The organism is Devosia alba, from assembly GCF_039938915.1.
Taxonomy (GTDB): Bacteria; Pseudomonadota; Alphaproteobacteria; order Rhizobiales; family Devosiaceae; genus Devosia; species Devosia alba.
The window spans coordinates 345693-360874 of record NZ_JBDUUI010000002.1; the positions used below are offsets into that span (position 1 = coordinate 345693).

Sequence of the window (15182 nt, forward strand, 5' to 3'; positions counted from 1 at the left end):
CGGAAAACGCAGACAACATATTCTAACACCATGAAGATGCAGGGTTTTGCCCGCGATCACGCACTTGGCACGGCGCTTGAGTCTATGAAGCTATTCCAGACCAAGCACTAAGTTGCAAAAGGGGGCAAACGTGAAACTGGTTATCGCCATTATCAAGCCATCGCGTCTCGAAGAGGTTCGTCAGGCACTCACCGCGCTCGACGTACACGGCATGACCGTGACCGAAGTGAAGGGTTTCGGCCGCCAGAAGGGGCACTCGGAAATTTACCGCGGCACCGAATATGCGGTGCACTTCCTGCCCAAGCTCAAGCTTGAGATCGCCGTCGATGACACCATTGCCGACGAAGTTGTCAACGCCATCCGCGACAGTGCCCAGACTGGCCGCATCGGCGATGGCAAGATTTTCGTGCTCGAGCTGCTGGCTATCACCCGCATTCGCACCGGTGAAACCGGCGCGGCCGCCCTTTGAGCCTCATTGGAGATACCAAGATGAAGACGACAAAACTCTTCGGGGGCGCTGCACTGGCCTCCCTTCTGCTGGCCCTGCCGGCCTTTGCCCAGGACGCCGCCGCACCGGCGACTGAAGCGGTCGCTGTGGTCGACAAGGGCGACGTGGCCTGGATGCTGGTCTCGACCATGGTCGTGATCGTCATGACGGTGCCGGGTCTGGCCCTGTTCTATGGCGGCCTGGTGCGCGCCAAGAATATCCTGTCGGTTCTCACCCAGGTGTTCCTCGGCTTTTCGATGATTTCCATCCTGTGGGTGGCCTATGGCTACTCGCTGGCCTTTGCTGGCCCCACCGAAGGCGGCCTGTCGGCGTTTTTCGGGGATTTTTCCAAGTTCTTCCTGTCGGGCGTTACTCTCGACTCACGGGCGGCAACCTTCTCGGCCGGCTTTGAGCTGCCCGAACTGGTGTTCGTGGCCTTCCAAATGACCTTTGCCTGCATCACCTCCACCCTGATTGTCGGCGCCATCGCCGAGCGCATGAAGTTTGGCGCCCTGATGGCGTTCCTCGCGATCTGGTTCACCTTCTCCTATGTCCCGATGGCCCACATGGTCTGGTCGGGCCCCGGCCTGCTGTTTGGTCTGGGCGCCTATGACTTTGCCGGTGGCACGGTGGTGCACATCAATTCCGGTGTCGCCGCCCTCGTCGCCGCCATCGTGCTTGGCCCCCGTCTGGGCTACATGAAGGAGCCGATTGCGCCCCACAATCTGGTCTGGACCTATGCCGGTGTCGGCCTGCTCTGGTTCGGCTGGTTTGGCTTCAATGCCGGCTCGAATCTGGAAGCCAATGCGCTGACCGCCGTGGCGCTGATCAACACCGTGCTCGCCCCCGCCGCCGGCGCGCTGGCCTGGGCCCTGGCCGAACGCACCACCCGCGGTCACGCCTCTGCCCTTGGTGCCGTCTCGGGCGCCGTTGCTGGTCTGGTGGCAATCACTCCCGCCGCAGGCTTTGCCGGGGTCGGTGGCGCCATTGCGCTCGGTGGCGTGGCCGGCATCGTCTGCCTGTGGGCCGTGGTCAACCTCAAGCCCATGCTGAAATATGACGATAGCCTTGACGTGTTTGGCATCCATGGCGTGGGCGGCATTGTCGGCGCGCTGGGCACCGCCATTGTCGCGGCCCCCGCTATGGGCGGCTACCCGCTTGGCGAAGCGGCAGACTACTCCATCGTCAACCAGTTCGTGATCCAGCTGACGGCTGTCGGTGTCGCCATTGTCTGGTCCGGTGTGGTGGCGTTGGTGGCCATGCTTATCGTCAAGGCGATCTTTGGTGGCCTGCGGGTTCCCGAATCGGCCGAAAGCGATGGGCTTGATCTGTCCAGCCATGGTGAGCGCGCCTACAACTAGCCTTGCCGATCCCGGCGGCACACCGTCGCCGGGGTCGTTGGCTCAATCACCCAAAACCAAAAAGCCCGCGGCTTCCGTGGGCTTTTTTGCTGTCGGGCGATGACTTTTGCGGGTGCCTGCCGCGATGGTTAGCCTTGGGTTAACCCGACCCCACTAGCATGGCACTGATTGGGCCCGGACCGTTCCGGGCCGCTCCGGACACGCCCATGCCCAGCTCTCCTTCGCCCGTACTCGACGAAATCCGCTCCGTGCCGCAACGCGGCACCCGTGCTTCGACCAAGCCATTGCCCACGCCACCCCCGGCGCTGGCGATCCGCATTCCCGTGCGCCTCGCCGGTCTGCTGCTGCTGGCCGTGGTGGCGATCTGTCTGGCTGCGCTGGCGTCCTGGTCGGTCGATGACCCCAGCTTCACCTATGCCACGCTCAAGCCGGCCGCCAATTGGCTGGGCTTTCCCGGCGCCGTGATCGCCGACACGCTGTTTCAGGTGTTTGGTCTGGCCGCCTTGCTGATGCTGGTGCCGCCGGCCCTGTGGGGCTGGAACTTCGCGCGGCGGCGCATGCCCAGCCATATGGGTCTGCGCCTGCTGGGCTGGATCGGCGCCACCCTGCTGGGCGCCGGCGTGCTGGCCTTTGTCGTCATGCCGGCCACCTGGCCGCTGCCAACCGGCCTGGGCGGGCTGGTCGGCACCGGCTTTACCAATCTCGCCGCGCTGGTGACCGGGGCGCAGCCGCAGGCGGTAACGACCGTTCTGTTTGCCATCATCATTGCCGTGCCGGCTCTGGCCCTGTTCTGGATCGCCATGGGTCTGGGGACCTCCGTGCCGACCGGCCCGCGCAAAACTGCGGCCGCCGGTGCCACCCGCAAGGGCGGCGCCGCCGCCCAGGCCGACGAGCCAGAGACCAACCCGATTGTCGATATCGCGCTAGGTGCGGTGGTGCATGTGGGCTATTCGCTGCGCACCGCCTATCGCCGGGCCCGCCAGAGCCATGCCGAACGCCAGGCGGCCGACGCCGCCAGCTGGCGCGAGGACGAGGTCGAACCCAGCCTGGATGGCCGCGCTCCCGATCAGTACGCGCCGACGGTGGCGTCAGCCCAGCGCCGCATCCACCCGGTGGAACCCGCTTTTGCCGCCCCTTTCAGTGCCGAGGCCGCCCCGCAAATGGCAGCCGACACCTCGGCGCGCATCAATGCCCGTCCGAGCTATGACGATACCGAACTCGACTATCCCGACGAGGTCGATGACGACATTCCCTTCATCGCCGATGCCCCGTCAGCGCCTGCCGCCAGCCACCATCAGCGCGGCGATTCACGCTTCCATCCGGTCGATCCGGCCAAGCCGCGGGTTGCTGCCCCGGCCCCCCGGCCGCAGCCAGGCAGCCGCATGCTGCGCGAAGCCCAGAGCTCGTTTCTGGACGAGCCCGGTGGCTTCGAGCTGCCCGCGCTCAACCTGCTCGCCGAACCCAAGCACAAGGGCCCTTCGCCCGAACATGCGCCCGAGCGGCTCGAAGCCATGGCGCGCCAGCTTGAGGGTGTGCTGGAAGATTTTGGCGTCAAGGGCGACATCATCAATGTCCGCCCCGGCCCCGTCGTCACCCTGTTTGAACTCGAGCCCGCCCCGGGGATCAAATCGTCACGGGTCATCTCCCTGGCCGACGATATTGCACGCTCGATGAGCGCCATCTCCGCCCGCGTGGCGGTGGTGCCCGGCCGCAATGCCATCGGCATCGAACTGCCCAACCAGAACCGCGAAACCGTGTATTTCCGCGAAATGCTGGCCAGCTCCGACTTTGAGAAGATGAAGGGCAAGCTGCCCATCTGCCTCGGCAAGACCATTGGCGGCGAGCCGGTGATCGCCGATCTCGCGCGCATGCCGCATCTGCTGATCGCCGGCACCACCGGTTCGGGCAAGTCGGTGGGTATCAACACCTTCATCCTCAGCCTGCTCTACCAGATGACGCCCCAGCAGTGCCGCATGATCATGATCGATCCCAAAATGCTCGAACTGAGCATTTATGACGGCATTCCCCATCTGCTGACCCCCGTCGTCACCGACCCGCAAAAGGCCGTGGTGGCGCTCAAATGGGCCGTGCGCGAGATGGAAGACCGCTATCGCAAGATGAGCAAGATCGGCGTGCGCAATATTGACGGCTTCAACCAGCGCGTCAGTGAGGCAGCCACCGAAGGCAAGATCATCAGCCGCACGGTGCAGACCGGGTTTGACCGCGAAACCGGCGAAGCCATCTTTGAGACTGAGGAATTCCAGCTCGAAGTTCTGCCCTATATCGTGGTCGTGGTCGACGAGATGGCCGATCTGATGATGGTGGCCGGCAAGGACATTGAAGGCGCCATCCAGCGCCTAGCGCAGATGGCGCGTGCCGCCGGCATTCACATCATCACCGCCACCCAGCGCCCTTCGGTGGACGTCATCACCGGCACCATCAAGGCCAACTTCCCCACCCGCATCTCGTTCATGGTCACCTCCAAGATCGATTCGCGCACCATTCTGGGTGAGCAGGGCGCCGAACAGCTGCTGGGCAATGGCGACATGCTCTACATGGCCTCGGGCGGCCGCACCAAGCGCCTGCACGGCCCCTTTGTCTCCGATGCCGAAGTCGAGGCCGTGGTGGCCCATCTCAAGAGCCAGGGCGCGCCCGACTACCTTGAATCGGTCACTGCCGACGAGGACGATGGCGAGATGGGCGATAGCGGTGGCGGCAGCAGTGGCGATGACTATGCCGGTTCGGGCGATGAGCTCTACGACAAGGCCGTCCACATCGTTTTGACCGACAAGAAGGCGTCCACATCCTATGTGCAGCGGCGCCTGGCCATTGGCTACAACAAGGCCGCGACGCTGATCGAGCGCATGGAACGCGAAGGCGTCATCAGCCAGGCCAACCATGCCGGCAAGCGGGAAATCCTGGTGGGTGCCGATCAGTATTGATTGGCCCCTATTGCCTGCGACGACGGAACCAGCTGTTGCCGCAATTGGTTTCTAGGGTAGCGTGCAACGACCACCTAGACCGGGACCAGATGCCATGATTCGCCGCGATGCCCTGCTGCTTGGCCTTTCCGCCGCTTTCGCCCTGAGCACCTCCGCTTGGGCGCTCGACCGCGCATTGTCCCCTGAAGAGCAGCAGATGATCGCCAATATTGGCGCGCATAATTCGGCCATCCGCACCATGGTGGGCCGCTTCCTGCAGATCGACACCAATGGCGGCCGCTCGGAAGGCACGTTCTTTTTGGAGCGTCCAAACAAGATTGCCTTCCGCTATGCGCCGCCCAGCCGCGATGAAATTGTCTCGATCGGCAATGGCTTTTACGTGTTGAACCGGCGCGACGAGACCTACTATGCCTATCCTCAGGATTCCATTCCGCTCCGGCAGTTCCTCGGGGATTCCATCAATCTGCTCGACGCCAATGTGATCGATGTCACCACCTCGGACGGCTACATGTCGGTCACGGTGATCGATGAGACCATTGCCGGCACGGTGCAGGTATCGCTGGTATTTGGCACCGATACGCTCGATCTGGTGCAGTGGAGCCTGGTCGAGCCCAGCGGCGCCGAGCTGACCTTTTCGCTCTATGATGTGGAAAAGGATCGCGAAATCCCGCGCAGCTATTTCTCCATCCCGGCCAATTACAAGCCGCTCAAGCAGGGCTGAGCTACTGGCCCAGCATCAGCAGCGCTATGATGCCGCCACCGCCCACCACGATGCGCCACCAGGCGAAGGGCGCAAAACCGTAATTGGCCACAAAGGCCAGCAGAAAGCGCACCACGATGGCCCCCACCACGAAGGCGGCGGCAAAGCCGATCGCCACGTTCAGCGCTATGCTGGCATCGATCAGCTCGCGGCTCTTGTAGAGGTCATAGCCAAAGGCCCCGGTCATGATCGGCAGGGCGACAAAGAAAGTGAATTCGGCGGCACTGCGCTTGCTGGCGCCGAACAGCATGGCGCCCACCACCGTCGCGCCCGAGCGCGACACACCCGGTACCAGGCTGAGCATTTGAAACAGTCCGATGATCAGCGCCAGATGCCAGGGATACTGGTAGGCATCGTCATAGATTTCCCGCTTGGGCATGCGGTCGACGGCCAACAGGACAAAGCCGCCCAGCAGCAGCGAGACGCAGATGAGCATGGGCGAGTGCCACAGCGCGCCCTGAATGAAGTCACGCAGCAGCACGCCGGCGATCACCGCCGGAATGCAGGCCAGCGCTACCGACAGGGTAAACCGCCATGCATAGGCCTTGCCGGTCAGCGCATCGCGGATCAACACGCCCAATCTGGCGAAATAGATGGTAACAATGGCCAGGATGGCGCCCAGCTGAATCAGCACGATAAAGGTCTCAGGCTGGGTCAGGCCGAAGAAATGTCCTGCCAGCAGCAGGTGTCCGGTCGAGCTGACCGGCAAGAATTCGGTAAGCCCTTCGAGTATTCCCAGAATCAGCGGCACAAAAAGACCTTGATCGGCGTTCATCTGATCCCCTAACTCTGTTCAGCTGCCTGGCGCGGCGGGCCAAGCTCTAGACTGCTTCGTCAGGAGCGCCAAGCAGGCTGATGTCGTGCCCCCAAAAAGAGATGAGCGTACAATGCCCAGCTTGCTGCATCATCCCCTTGATCCCGCCTCGCGCCTTATCCGCCTGATGTGCGCCGAATATGGCGTGCCGCTCGATGTCGAGGAGATCAAGCCCTGGCTGCGCACGCCCGAACTGCTCGAGATCAATCCCGCAGCGACCCTGCCCATCCTGATCGATGACAATGATCAGCCCATTGTTGGCCTTCTGGCCAATATCCACCTGATCGAGGATCTTTATACGCCCAGCGCGGTTGCCGGCCTGATCCCGCCCGACCCCCTCGCGCGGGCCGAAATGTGGCGGCTGATCGAATGGGTGATCTTCAAGCTCAATGACGAAGTGACCCGCTATGTGCTGGAAGAAAAGATTGTCAAGCGCGACCACAGGGGCGCGACCCCCGATCCGGCCGTGCTGCGCGTCGCCAAGGCCAATCTCAACGAGCACATGCTGTATTTCAACTGGCTGTTCGCCAATCGCTCCTGGCTGACCGGCGACGACCTGACCCTGGCCGATTTCGCCCTGGCGGCCCATCTGTCCACGCTCGACTATCTCGGTGACATCGACTGGGGCAAGGCGGGGGAGACACGCGACTGGTATTCGCGCATCAAGTCCCGCCCCGCCTTCCGCACCCTGCTCAATGACCGCGTCCTCGCCATGCCGCCGCACAAGGGCTATGCGGACCTTGATTTTTGATCGCTCCTGATGCCCTCGTCGCCGAGCTGCGCGCCCGCGCCATGGCGCTGGGCTTTGACAGCTTCGGCATTGCCCCGGCCGATGCGCGGCCGGACCTGCCCGAAAAACTGAACGCTGCCCTGGCTGCCGGCTGGCATGGCGACATGGCCTGGATGGCCGACACTGCCGAGCGCCGCGGCAGCCCGACCCAGCTCTGGGCCGGGGCGAAATCGATCATTGTGCTCGGCATCAATTACGGCCCGGAATCGGACCCGCTGGCCCTGTTGGGCGAGCCCACGCTGGGCGCCATCTCGGTCTATGCCCGCAATCGCGATTATCACGAGATCATCAAGGGCAAGCTCAAGGAACTGGCAGGCCTGTTGGCCCGCCGGTCCGGCGCCGAGGTGAAGGTGTTTGTCGACACTGCGCCGCTGATGGAAAAGCCGATGGCCGAGGCCGCCGGGCTGGGCTGGCAGGGCAAGCATACCGTGCTGGTCAGTCGCGCGTTCGGCTCCTGGTTGTTTCTCGGCGCCATCCTGACTGCTGCCGAGCTGCCCTTGGACAAGCCGCATGCCGAGAGTTGCGGCTCGTGCACCAAATGCCTTGATGTCTGCCCCACCAATGCCTTCCCCGCGCCGTTCCAGCTCGATGCGCGGCGCTGTCTGGCCTATCTCTCGGTCGAGCATAAGGGCCAGATTCCGCTGGAGTTTCGCGTGCCGATGGGCAATCGCATCTATGGCTGCGATGACTGCCTGGCGGTCTGCCCGTGGAACAAGTTTGCCTCGGTCAGTCGCGAGGCCCGCCTGCGCGCCCGCGACGAACTGGAGCGTCCGGCGCTGGCCGATCTGGTCCAGCTCGATGATGCCGGCTTTCGCGCGCTGTTTGCCGGCTCGCCGGTCAAGCGCATCGGCCTGGCGCGATTTTTGCGTAATGTCTTGATCGGCATCGGCAATTCAGCCGATATAGGCTTGTTGCCACTGGTCGAAGCCCGGCTTGCTGACGAGAGTGCCCTGGTGCGCGGCGCCGCCATCTGGGCGCTGCGGCGGCTGGCGCCTGAGCGGGCCACCGCGCTCAGCCAAACCTATCTGCTGCGTGAGGATAACCCTGACGTAGCCAGCGAATGGACCGTGGATCTCGCATGAACGCTTTCTTTTTCGGCTTTGGCTTTTCGTCAGCAGCAGCGGCCAAGGCGCTGCGTATCGATTCACACAGTGTTAACATTTGCGGCACCGTTCGCAGCATTGAGAAGGCCGAACGGCTGTCAGCGGCTGGCGTCACCCCACACCTGTTCGATGGCACTGCGCCCGGCGACACCCTGGGCCCGGACCTGCGGGCTGCCACGCATGTAATCTTTTCCATCGCGCCCGGACCGGATGGCGATCCGGCCTTGCTGCAGCACCGCGCCGATCTTGACGCGGCGACGGGTCTTGAATGGCTGTGCTACTATTCCACGGTCGGGGTCTATGGCGATTTCGGTGGCGCCTGGATTGATGAGTCGGCCCCGCTGGTGCCGCGCAATGAGCGCTCGGATCGGCGCGTGGCTGCCGAACAGGCCTGGCGCGACTATGCCGCAGCGCGCGGCGTGCCGCTGACCATTCTGCGCCTGGCCGGCATTTATGGCCCGGGCCGGTCCACCTTCGACAAGCTCGAACAGGGCACCTCCCGCCGCATCGCTAAACCCGGACAGGTGTTCAACCGCATCCATGTCGACGATATCGGCCGGGTGACGGCGCTGGCTGCCGCGGCCAGGCTCAATGGCACCTTCAATCTGGGCGATGACGAGCCGGCGCCGCCGCAGGACGTCATCAAGCACGCTGCCGACCTGCTCGGCATCGAACCACCCCCCGAACAGGCTTTTGTCGAAGCGGCCATGACGCCGATACAGGCGAGCTTTTATGCCGACAACAAGCGCTGCTCCAATGCCGCCATCAAGCAGGCGCTGGGCATCGAACTGCTCTATCCGACCTATCGCGAGGGCCTGGCCCAGATTCTGGAAACCCGCCAATGAGCGTTGCTGCCGCCAAATCCGCCCCCGAACGCCGTGACCTGACCGGCCGTTATGTCCGGCTCGAACCGATCGAGCGGCGCCATGCCGCCGACCTGTTTGCGGTGGCCACCCTGCCCGGCGGGCCCGAGCGCTTTCGCTGGCTGTTCAGCGAGGCCCCCGGCAGCGTGGTCGAGCTGGAACGCTGGATCGACACGGTCAATGCCGGGTCTGACCGCTATGTCGCCATCATCGACCAGCGCAGCGGCCGCGCTGTCGGCCAGCAGGCCTGGATGCGCATCTTCCCCGATCATGCCTCGATCGAGATCGGCGGCGTCTATTGGGGCCTGCCCATGGCTCGCACGCCGCTGGCCACCGAGGCGCTGTTCCTGTTCGCGCGCCATGCCTTTGACGATCTCGGCTATCGGCGCTTCGAGTGGAAGTGCAACAATCGCAACGATCCCTCAAAGGCGGCGGCCCTGCGCTTCGGCTTTCAGTTTGAAGGGATTTTTCGCCAGGACCGCATCGTCAAGGGCGAGAGCCGCGACACCGCCTGGTTCTCCATTATTGACGGCGAATGGCCGGCTCTGCGCGCCGAATATGAGCGCTGGCTCAGCCCGGACAATTTCGACACGGACGGCCAGCAGTTGAGCAGGCTGGCGACGCGCCCCCAGGTCTAGTCTGATCGTTCAGCCTGCGGTGCCGGTGGCCCTGGCTGCGTCGGCCTCGCTATAGAACAGCGCGCTGATCGACTCACCGCTATTGATGCGGCGAATGGCCTCGGCAAAGGTCGGGGCAACCGACAGCACCGTCAGCTTTGGCAGGCGCTTGCTCTGCGCGATGGGCACGGTACTGGTGCTGACGATCTCCAGAATGTCGGGCTCGCCCGCCAGTGTTTCGATGCTGGCGCCGGCAAAAATGCCATGTGTCGTGGCCACGCGCACCGAGCGCGCGCCATGCGCCCGCAAGTGCTGCAGCAGTTCGAGGATCGAGCCGCCGCTGGCGATTTCGTCGTCCAGCACGATCACATCGCGATTGCGCACCTCGCCAATCAGCGTGGTGATCCGCACCGTGGTGTCGTCAATGCGCTCCTTGGCGGCAGCGGCAACCGGCAGGCCGAGGCGCTTGGCAAAGGCGGCTGCATTTTTGGCATTGCCCAGATCGGGCGATACCACCACCGCATTGCTCAGATCACAGGCCTGGAAATGGGCAGCCAGTTCATTGAACGCATGCAGCTGATCAACCGGCACGCTGAAAAAGCCATGCACCTGCGGCGAATGCAGCGCCATGGTCAGCACGCGATTGGCGCCAGCGGTGACCAGCAGATCGGCGACCAGACGGCCCCCCAGCGAGATGCGCGGCGCGTCCTTCTTGTCGGAGCGTGCATAGGAAAAATAGGGGATGACGGCGGTGATGCGCGCCGCCGACGCCCCTCGTGCCGCGTCCAGCATCAGCAACAGCTCCATCAGACTGTCCTGCACCGGCGTGCTCAGCGGCTGGATGATGAACACATCCTGCTCGCGGCAATTGGCCTGCAATTGCACTTCGAGACAGTCATTGGAGAAGCGCTTGAGCAGCGTGGGCTGCAGCGGCACACCAAGGTGGGTGCAAATCTGCTGGGCCAGCTCGGGGTGGGCACTACCGCTGAAAATCGCTAGTTCGCTCATGGCGCTACCCCCGCTGCCGCTAGGGGGGCGATTAGGGCATTTCGGCCTGACAATCAACCGTGCTGGCGCAATGCCTGCGTCAGCACGGCACCGGCGAAGGCTATTTTGCCTCCACCAGCCGCAGCACCGCGTCCTTCAACTGCTTCAGGTCCTGCTCCCGGCTCAGGCGATGGTCGCCATCCGGAATCAGGGTCAGGGTCACCGGGTCATGCAGGATATGGGTGACCAGCTTGATGGCGTGCGCTGGCGGCACATCCTCATCCTGCCCGCCCTGCAGGATCGTCACCGGACAGCCGGTCTCGATGACGCTGCCAAACAGCAGATGCTGGGCACCATCATTGATCAGCGCCTGGTTGATGCGATAGGGCTCATCGGAATAGACGCTGGGTTGATCGACATAACCATTGGCCTGCAACGCCTGATGCTCTTCCAGCGTGAAGCCGGGCGATATCAGTTCATGGGTCATGTCGGGCGCCGGCGCGATCAGCACCAGCCCATGGGCCGGGGTGTCGCGCTCCAGCAGCGCCCGCGCCAGCAGCAGCGCAATCCAGCCACCCATTGATGAGCCGATGATGATCTGGGGGCCTTGCGTGGTGGCGTAGACCGCCTCGGCCTCTTCCAGCCAGCGGCTGATGGTGCCCTCATTGAAGTCACCGCCCGAAATGCCGTGCCCGGAATAGTCAAACCGGGTGACCGCCAGTCCGTGCTCGGCACCCAGGCCATCCAGCGCCATCGCCTTGCTGCCCCGCATATCGGAGCGAAAGCCACCCAGCCAGAACAGCCCGGGCGCGCCACCGCTGCGCGTTTCGATGGCGATAGTGCGGGCCGCCGGACCCGATCCGACGGTGAGATTTGAGCTGTGTGTGGCAGACATGGCTGAGCTTTCTTGGGAACAGATGGCGCGGCGCGGCCGTTGAGGCTATAGTGCGCCGGCTGCCGGGGTTTGAACCGGCAATAGGCAAGAAAATCGCACGCTTTGCCAGTTGACTTATCGCCTCGGTAACACGATTTTATGCCCGAATTCACCCGCTTGGCTTAATAACACAAGGATCATTTGCCATTCGCCGTCCAATGAGACCAGTCACGCCCCAAAAAGATGGGCCGCCCGCCAATGAAGATATCACCAGCGCTGATGTTCAGCTGATCGACGCTGAAGGTGAGAATCGCGGGGTCGTCAATACCCGCGAAGCGCTCGCAGAGGCCCAGGACCAGGGCCTCGATCTCGTCTTGATCTCTCCCAATGCCGTCCCGCCGGTCGCCAAGATGCTCGATCTGGGGCGCTTCAAATACGCCGCGCAGAAAAAAGCTGCCGATGCGCGCAAGAAGCAGAAGGTGATTGAGGTCAAGGAAGTCCAGATGCGGCCCAATATCGACACGCATGACTACGAGACCAAGATGAAGGCGGTACAGCGCTTTCTCGACGACGGCGACCGGGTCAAGGTGACCATGCGTTTCCGTGGCCGCGAAATGGCGCATCAGGACCTGGGCATGCAGCTTCTGCTCAAGGTGCGCGCCCAGACCGAGGACGTCGCCAAGGTGGAAAGCCAGCCGCGCTCCGAGGGTCGCCAGATGGTGATGGTCCTGGCGCCTAAATAGGGTTGCCGACCGACAGAGATTGAAGAGGCAGGTCCGCTGGGCCTGCCTTTTTGTTTGGGGAACAGACGCCGACGCTGCCGGTTTTGCACGCCGCAATTGGCATCGGGCAGCAATGAGCCCCAACATGGCAAACCTGCCCATTGCCGGGCCTTGCGCGGCATTGGCCGGCGCTCAGTTCGGGTCTGGCCGAGGCCTTTGCGGCGTCATGGATGATCGAGGCGCATTGACAAGTGTCGGGTCCAACCGCTCAAAGTTGCTCATGACCAGCACATCCCCATACCCCGCGGTGTCGTTTACGATCACCGCCCAGGACTATGCCAACGCCTCGAAGCTGCATACGCGTCGCTACTGGGCGAGAAACCCTGTTCCAAAGCTTTTTGGGGTGGGGACAGTGGCCGCCATCCTGCTGGCTATGGCACTGTCCGGCATCAATCCATCACTGACCATTGGCGCGACAGGTGGCTTGATAGCGCTCGTCTGCTTGTCCCTTTTTACCTATTTTGTCCGGATCCCTCGGCAGGCACGCCGGATATATGGTCAGCAAAAGACCATGCAGCATCCTGTCACCGCCTCATGGGACAGCGCGACCTTTTCGGCCTCGACCAAGGCCGTATCTGGCACGACCGCCTGGAACGATTATTACGGCTGGGCGGCCGACGAGACCATCATCCTATTCTTTCAGTCGCCGGCTTTGTTCCAGATGCTGCCGCGCCATGCCTTGACTGCCGAGGAGGCGGATGACCTGTTGACCCATCTCGCCCAGTCCGGATTGCGTCGGCTGTAGCCACGTTGACCGCGTTGCGAGAGGCGCAAGGCAGCGGCTATCCCAGCGCCTTATCCACCTCGCTCGCCATGGGTATCGCCGGCTGCGCGCCGGGCTTGAGGCAGGCCAGGCTCCCCGCGGCGGCGGCGCGGCGCAGGGCGGTTTCGAGGTCGAGGCCGGCATCGAGGCCGGCGGCGAGATAACCCACGAAGGTATCGCCGGCGCCAACAGTATCGACCGGCTTGATCGGCAAGGCGGCAATGTGCAGCAGCTTGCCGTCCGTCATCGCCTTCACGCCGTCGCCGCCCAGAGTGACGATGAGGATCTGGTCGTGTGCCGCCGCCCAGTCCGCCATAGCCGCGTCAAGGTCGCTTTCCGGGCGGCCGCTGAGCAGGGCGAATTCGGTTTCATTGGCGACAACGATATCGGCCAGTGGCGCGATGTCTGCCGTATCGGCCAGAAAGGGCGCGGTATTGAGCACGCTGGTGACGCCCTGCGCCCGCGCCAGCTCCAGCGCTCGCCGCGTCGCCGCCTGGGGGATTTCCTGCTGCACCAGCAGCAGGTCGCCCTGGCCCAGCCCGTTCAGCGCGACCGCCGCATCCGCCGCGGTGATGGTGCCATTGGCGCCCGGCAGCACGGCAATGACGTTTTCGCCGGCCGCGTCGACAAAGATCATGGCAATGCCGGTGGCCCCTTCGGTCCGCCGGACCGCGCCCAGATCAACGCCGGCGGCAGCGAGCAATTGCAGCGCCGCATCGGCAAAACTGTCGCGCCCGACCGCCGAAACATGGCGCACCGCTGCCCCGGCGCGGCGCGCCGCCAGTGCCTGATTGGCGCCCTTGCCGCCGGCGGCCATGGAAAACACCCCGCCCGCCACGGTTTCGCCGGGTTGCGGCAGGCGCGGCACGGTGCCGATCTGGTCCAGATTGGTCGAGCCGAAAACGGTGATCATGCCAGGGCCTTTTCGATGGTGTTCCAGTTGCGCGTGGTGACGAGGTAATCCTTGCCCAATTGCTGATCGAGCTGCTTGCCCAGCTCGATCAGGCCCTCGGTATAACGCCCATTGGGCTGGCGATAGCAGGCCAGATAGATTTCCCGGGCGTCGATCCGCAGCACCTCGGTATGCAGGGGCCGGTTGAGCAGCGCCAGATCGGCCGGCAGCGGCGCGTCAAACAGCATGACATGGCGTGCCACATCGGCCTGGGGATCGAGTTGGCCAAATGGCGCCGCGGCCAGCATGGCGGCGATCTCGTCTTCGCTGCGCAGCACCACGCCAACGTCAAAGCCGAATTGCCTGGCGATGGCCGCCTCGATGCACGGTTTGAGCGTAGTGTCCGCGACGGCCGCAAACCGCACATTGCCGCTGGCCAATATGGTCTTGATCTCGCTGAGACCCATTGCGGCCAGACAGGGCACAAGATCGGCCATCCTGATCTGTCGCTTGCCCAGATTGATGCCGCGCAGAAACGCCAGATAGCGGCTCATGACGGGCGCTTTTGCGGATGGATGGTTTCGCCACGGGCCAGCATGTCGACAAAACCGGCGATCTTTCTGGCGCGGGCCGCCGGCGTCTTGAGGTTGATGACCCGGAAGGTCAGGGCAAAGCGGTTCTGTGCGCTCAGCCCGCGATAGACCTCGCTGGCTGCCCGATTGGCCTCAATGGCCATGAGCAGGTCGGCCGGTGGCGCCATCGTGGTCGCATAGGCGGCGTCCCAGCGGCCATCCTTCCTGGCAGCTTCGACATGTCTGAGGCCATGCGGCGTCATCCGGCCATCAGCGATCAGCCGGGCGACATGGTCGCGATTGATCTGGCTCCACGCACTTTTAGCCTTGCGCGGGCAATAGCGCTGCACAAAGGAGGTATCGTCCCAGGATTTGCGGATCGCGTCGATCCAGCCCCAGCACAGCACCACCTCGACTGCTTCGGTCGGGGAAATGGTCGGCGTGCCGCTGGCCTTCTTGAAAATCTGGATCCAGACCTCGTCAGCACTGTCGTGATGGGCACCCAGCCAGTCGTAGAACGCGGCCTGATTGGCAAAGCGCCTGACCTTGTCCGGATCGACCTGAACCGGTGCCAT

At 63.6% G+C, this 15182-nt stretch carries 16 protein-coding genes; 10 read left to right on the forward strand and 6 right to left on the reverse strand.

Features of this window, described 5'->3' with window-relative positions:
* The first annotated feature begins 130 nt into the window (after positions 1 to 130).
* The 4 genes from ABFY71_RS04250 (at position 131) to ABFY71_RS04265 (ending at position 5511) form a co-directional block, all read left to right on the forward strand.
* The gene (locus ABFY71_RS04250; RefSeq protein ID WP_305579605.1) at positions 131 to 469 is read left to right on the forward strand and encodes a P-II family nitrogen regulator; all 339 of its coding nucleotides are present in this window, start codon (positions 131 to 133) and stop codon (positions 467 to 469) included.
* Between the two features lie 20 nt (positions 470 to 489).
* Positions 490 to 1848: an ammonium transporter gene (locus ABFY71_RS04255; protein ID WP_347944818.1), complete on the forward strand. Its 1359-nt coding sequence runs from the start codon at positions 490 to 492 to the stop codon at positions 1846 to 1848.
* A 206-nt stretch (positions 1849 to 2054) separates the two neighbouring features.
* Entirely contained in the window at positions 2055 to 4790 is a 2736-nt protein-coding gene (locus ABFY71_RS04260; RefSeq protein WP_347944819.1) for a DNA translocase FtsK, read from the forward strand.
* 94 nt (positions 4791 to 4884) lie between these two features.
* Positions 4885 to 5511, forward strand: coding sequence for a LolA family protein (locus ABFY71_RS04265; protein ID WP_347944820.1), 627 nt, complete (start codon positions 4885 to 4887; stop codon positions 5509 to 5511).
* Position 5512: 1 nt separating this feature from the next.
* Here the strand turns inward: ABFY71_RS04265 and ABFY71_RS04270 are convergent, their stop codons facing one another.
* Positions 5513 to 6325, reverse strand: coding sequence for an undecaprenyl-diphosphate phosphatase (locus ABFY71_RS04270; protein WP_347944821.1), 813 nt, complete (start codon positions 6323 to 6325; stop codon positions 5513 to 5515).
* A 112-nt stretch (positions 6326 to 6437) separates the two neighbouring features.
* Between ABFY71_RS04270 and ABFY71_RS04275 the strand changes: the two genes are divergently transcribed.
* From ABFY71_RS04275 to ABFY71_RS04290, 4 genes are read left to right on the forward strand one after another with little or no spacing between them, the layout of a single operon-like run.
* A complete protein-coding gene (locus tag ABFY71_RS04275) occupies positions 6438 to 7115 on the forward strand; it encodes a glutathione S-transferase family protein (RefSeq protein ID WP_305577228.1) in 678 nt (225 codons plus the stop codon).
* A 41-nt stretch (positions 7116 to 7156) separates the two neighbouring features.
* Positions 7157 to 8236, forward strand: a complete 1080-nt coding sequence (gene queG / locus ABFY71_RS04280) for a tRNA epoxyqueuosine(34) reductase QueG (RefSeq protein ID WP_347944956.1) — start codon at positions 7157 to 7159, stop codon at positions 8234 to 8236.
* Positions 8233 to 9102, forward strand: a complete 870-nt coding sequence (locus ABFY71_RS04285) for an SDR family oxidoreductase (protein ID WP_347944822.1) — start codon at positions 8233 to 8235, stop codon at positions 9100 to 9102. The genes queG and ABFY71_RS04285 overlap by 4 nt, the downstream gene beginning before the upstream one ends.
* A complete protein-coding gene (locus ABFY71_RS04290; RefSeq protein WP_347944823.1) occupies positions 9099 to 9758 on the forward strand; it encodes a GNAT family N-acetyltransferase in 660 nt (219 codons plus the stop codon). The genes ABFY71_RS04285 and ABFY71_RS04290 overlap by 4 nt, the downstream gene beginning before the upstream one ends.
* Before the next feature lie 9 nt (positions 9759 to 9767).
* Here the strand turns inward: ABFY71_RS04290 and ABFY71_RS04295 are convergent, their stop codons facing one another.
* Both ABFY71_RS04295 and ABFY71_RS04300 read right to left on the reverse strand, forming a co-directional pair.
* The gene (locus tag ABFY71_RS04295; protein WP_347944824.1) at positions 9768 to 10745 is read right to left on the reverse strand and encodes a ribose-phosphate diphosphokinase; all 978 of its coding nucleotides are present in this window, start codon (positions 10743 to 10745) and stop codon (positions 9768 to 9770) included.
* A gap of 100 nt (positions 10746 to 10845) precedes the next feature.
* A complete protein-coding gene (locus ABFY71_RS04300) occupies positions 10846 to 11619 on the reverse strand; it encodes an alpha/beta hydrolase (RefSeq protein ID WP_347944825.1) in 774 nt (257 codons plus the stop codon).
* 185 nt (positions 11620 to 11804) lie between these two features.
* On the opposite strand from ABFY71_RS04300, the gene infC reads away from it, so the two are divergent.
* Complete coding sequence (infC, locus tag ABFY71_RS04305) at positions 11805 to 12341, forward strand: translation initiation factor IF-3 (RefSeq protein ID WP_305577238.1); 537 nt, start codon at positions 11805 to 11807, stop codon at positions 12339 to 12341.
* Positions 12342 to 12600: 259 nt separating this feature from the next.
* Positions 12601 to 13125, forward strand: coding sequence for a YcxB family protein (locus ABFY71_RS04310; protein WP_347944826.1), 525 nt, complete (start codon positions 12601 to 12603; stop codon positions 13123 to 13125).
* A 37-nt stretch (positions 13126 to 13162) separates the two neighbouring features.
* Here the strand turns inward: ABFY71_RS04310 and ABFY71_RS04315 are convergent, their stop codons facing one another.
* Genes ABFY71_RS04315 through ABFY71_RS04325 form a run of 3 tightly spaced genes read right to left on the reverse strand, consistent with a single transcriptional unit; the run spans position 13163 to position 15182 of the window.
* Positions 13163 to 14056 carry a ribokinase gene (locus ABFY71_RS04315; RefSeq protein WP_347944827.1) on the reverse strand — a complete coding sequence of 298 codons (894 nt, stop codon included), beginning with the start codon at positions 14054 to 14056 and terminating at the stop codon, positions 13163 to 13165.
* Positions 14053 to 14589: a DUF1697 domain-containing protein gene (locus tag ABFY71_RS04320; protein ID WP_347944828.1), complete on the reverse strand. Its 537-nt coding sequence runs from the start codon at positions 14587 to 14589 to the stop codon at positions 14053 to 14055. Before ABFY71_RS04320 ends, ABFY71_RS04315 begins: the two co-directional genes overlap by 4 nt.
* Complete coding sequence (locus ABFY71_RS04325; RefSeq protein ID WP_347944829.1) at positions 14586 to 15182, reverse strand: YdeI/OmpD-associated family protein; 597 nt, start codon at positions 15180 to 15182, stop codon at positions 14586 to 14588. The genes ABFY71_RS04320 and ABFY71_RS04325 overlap by 4 nt, the downstream gene beginning before the upstream one ends.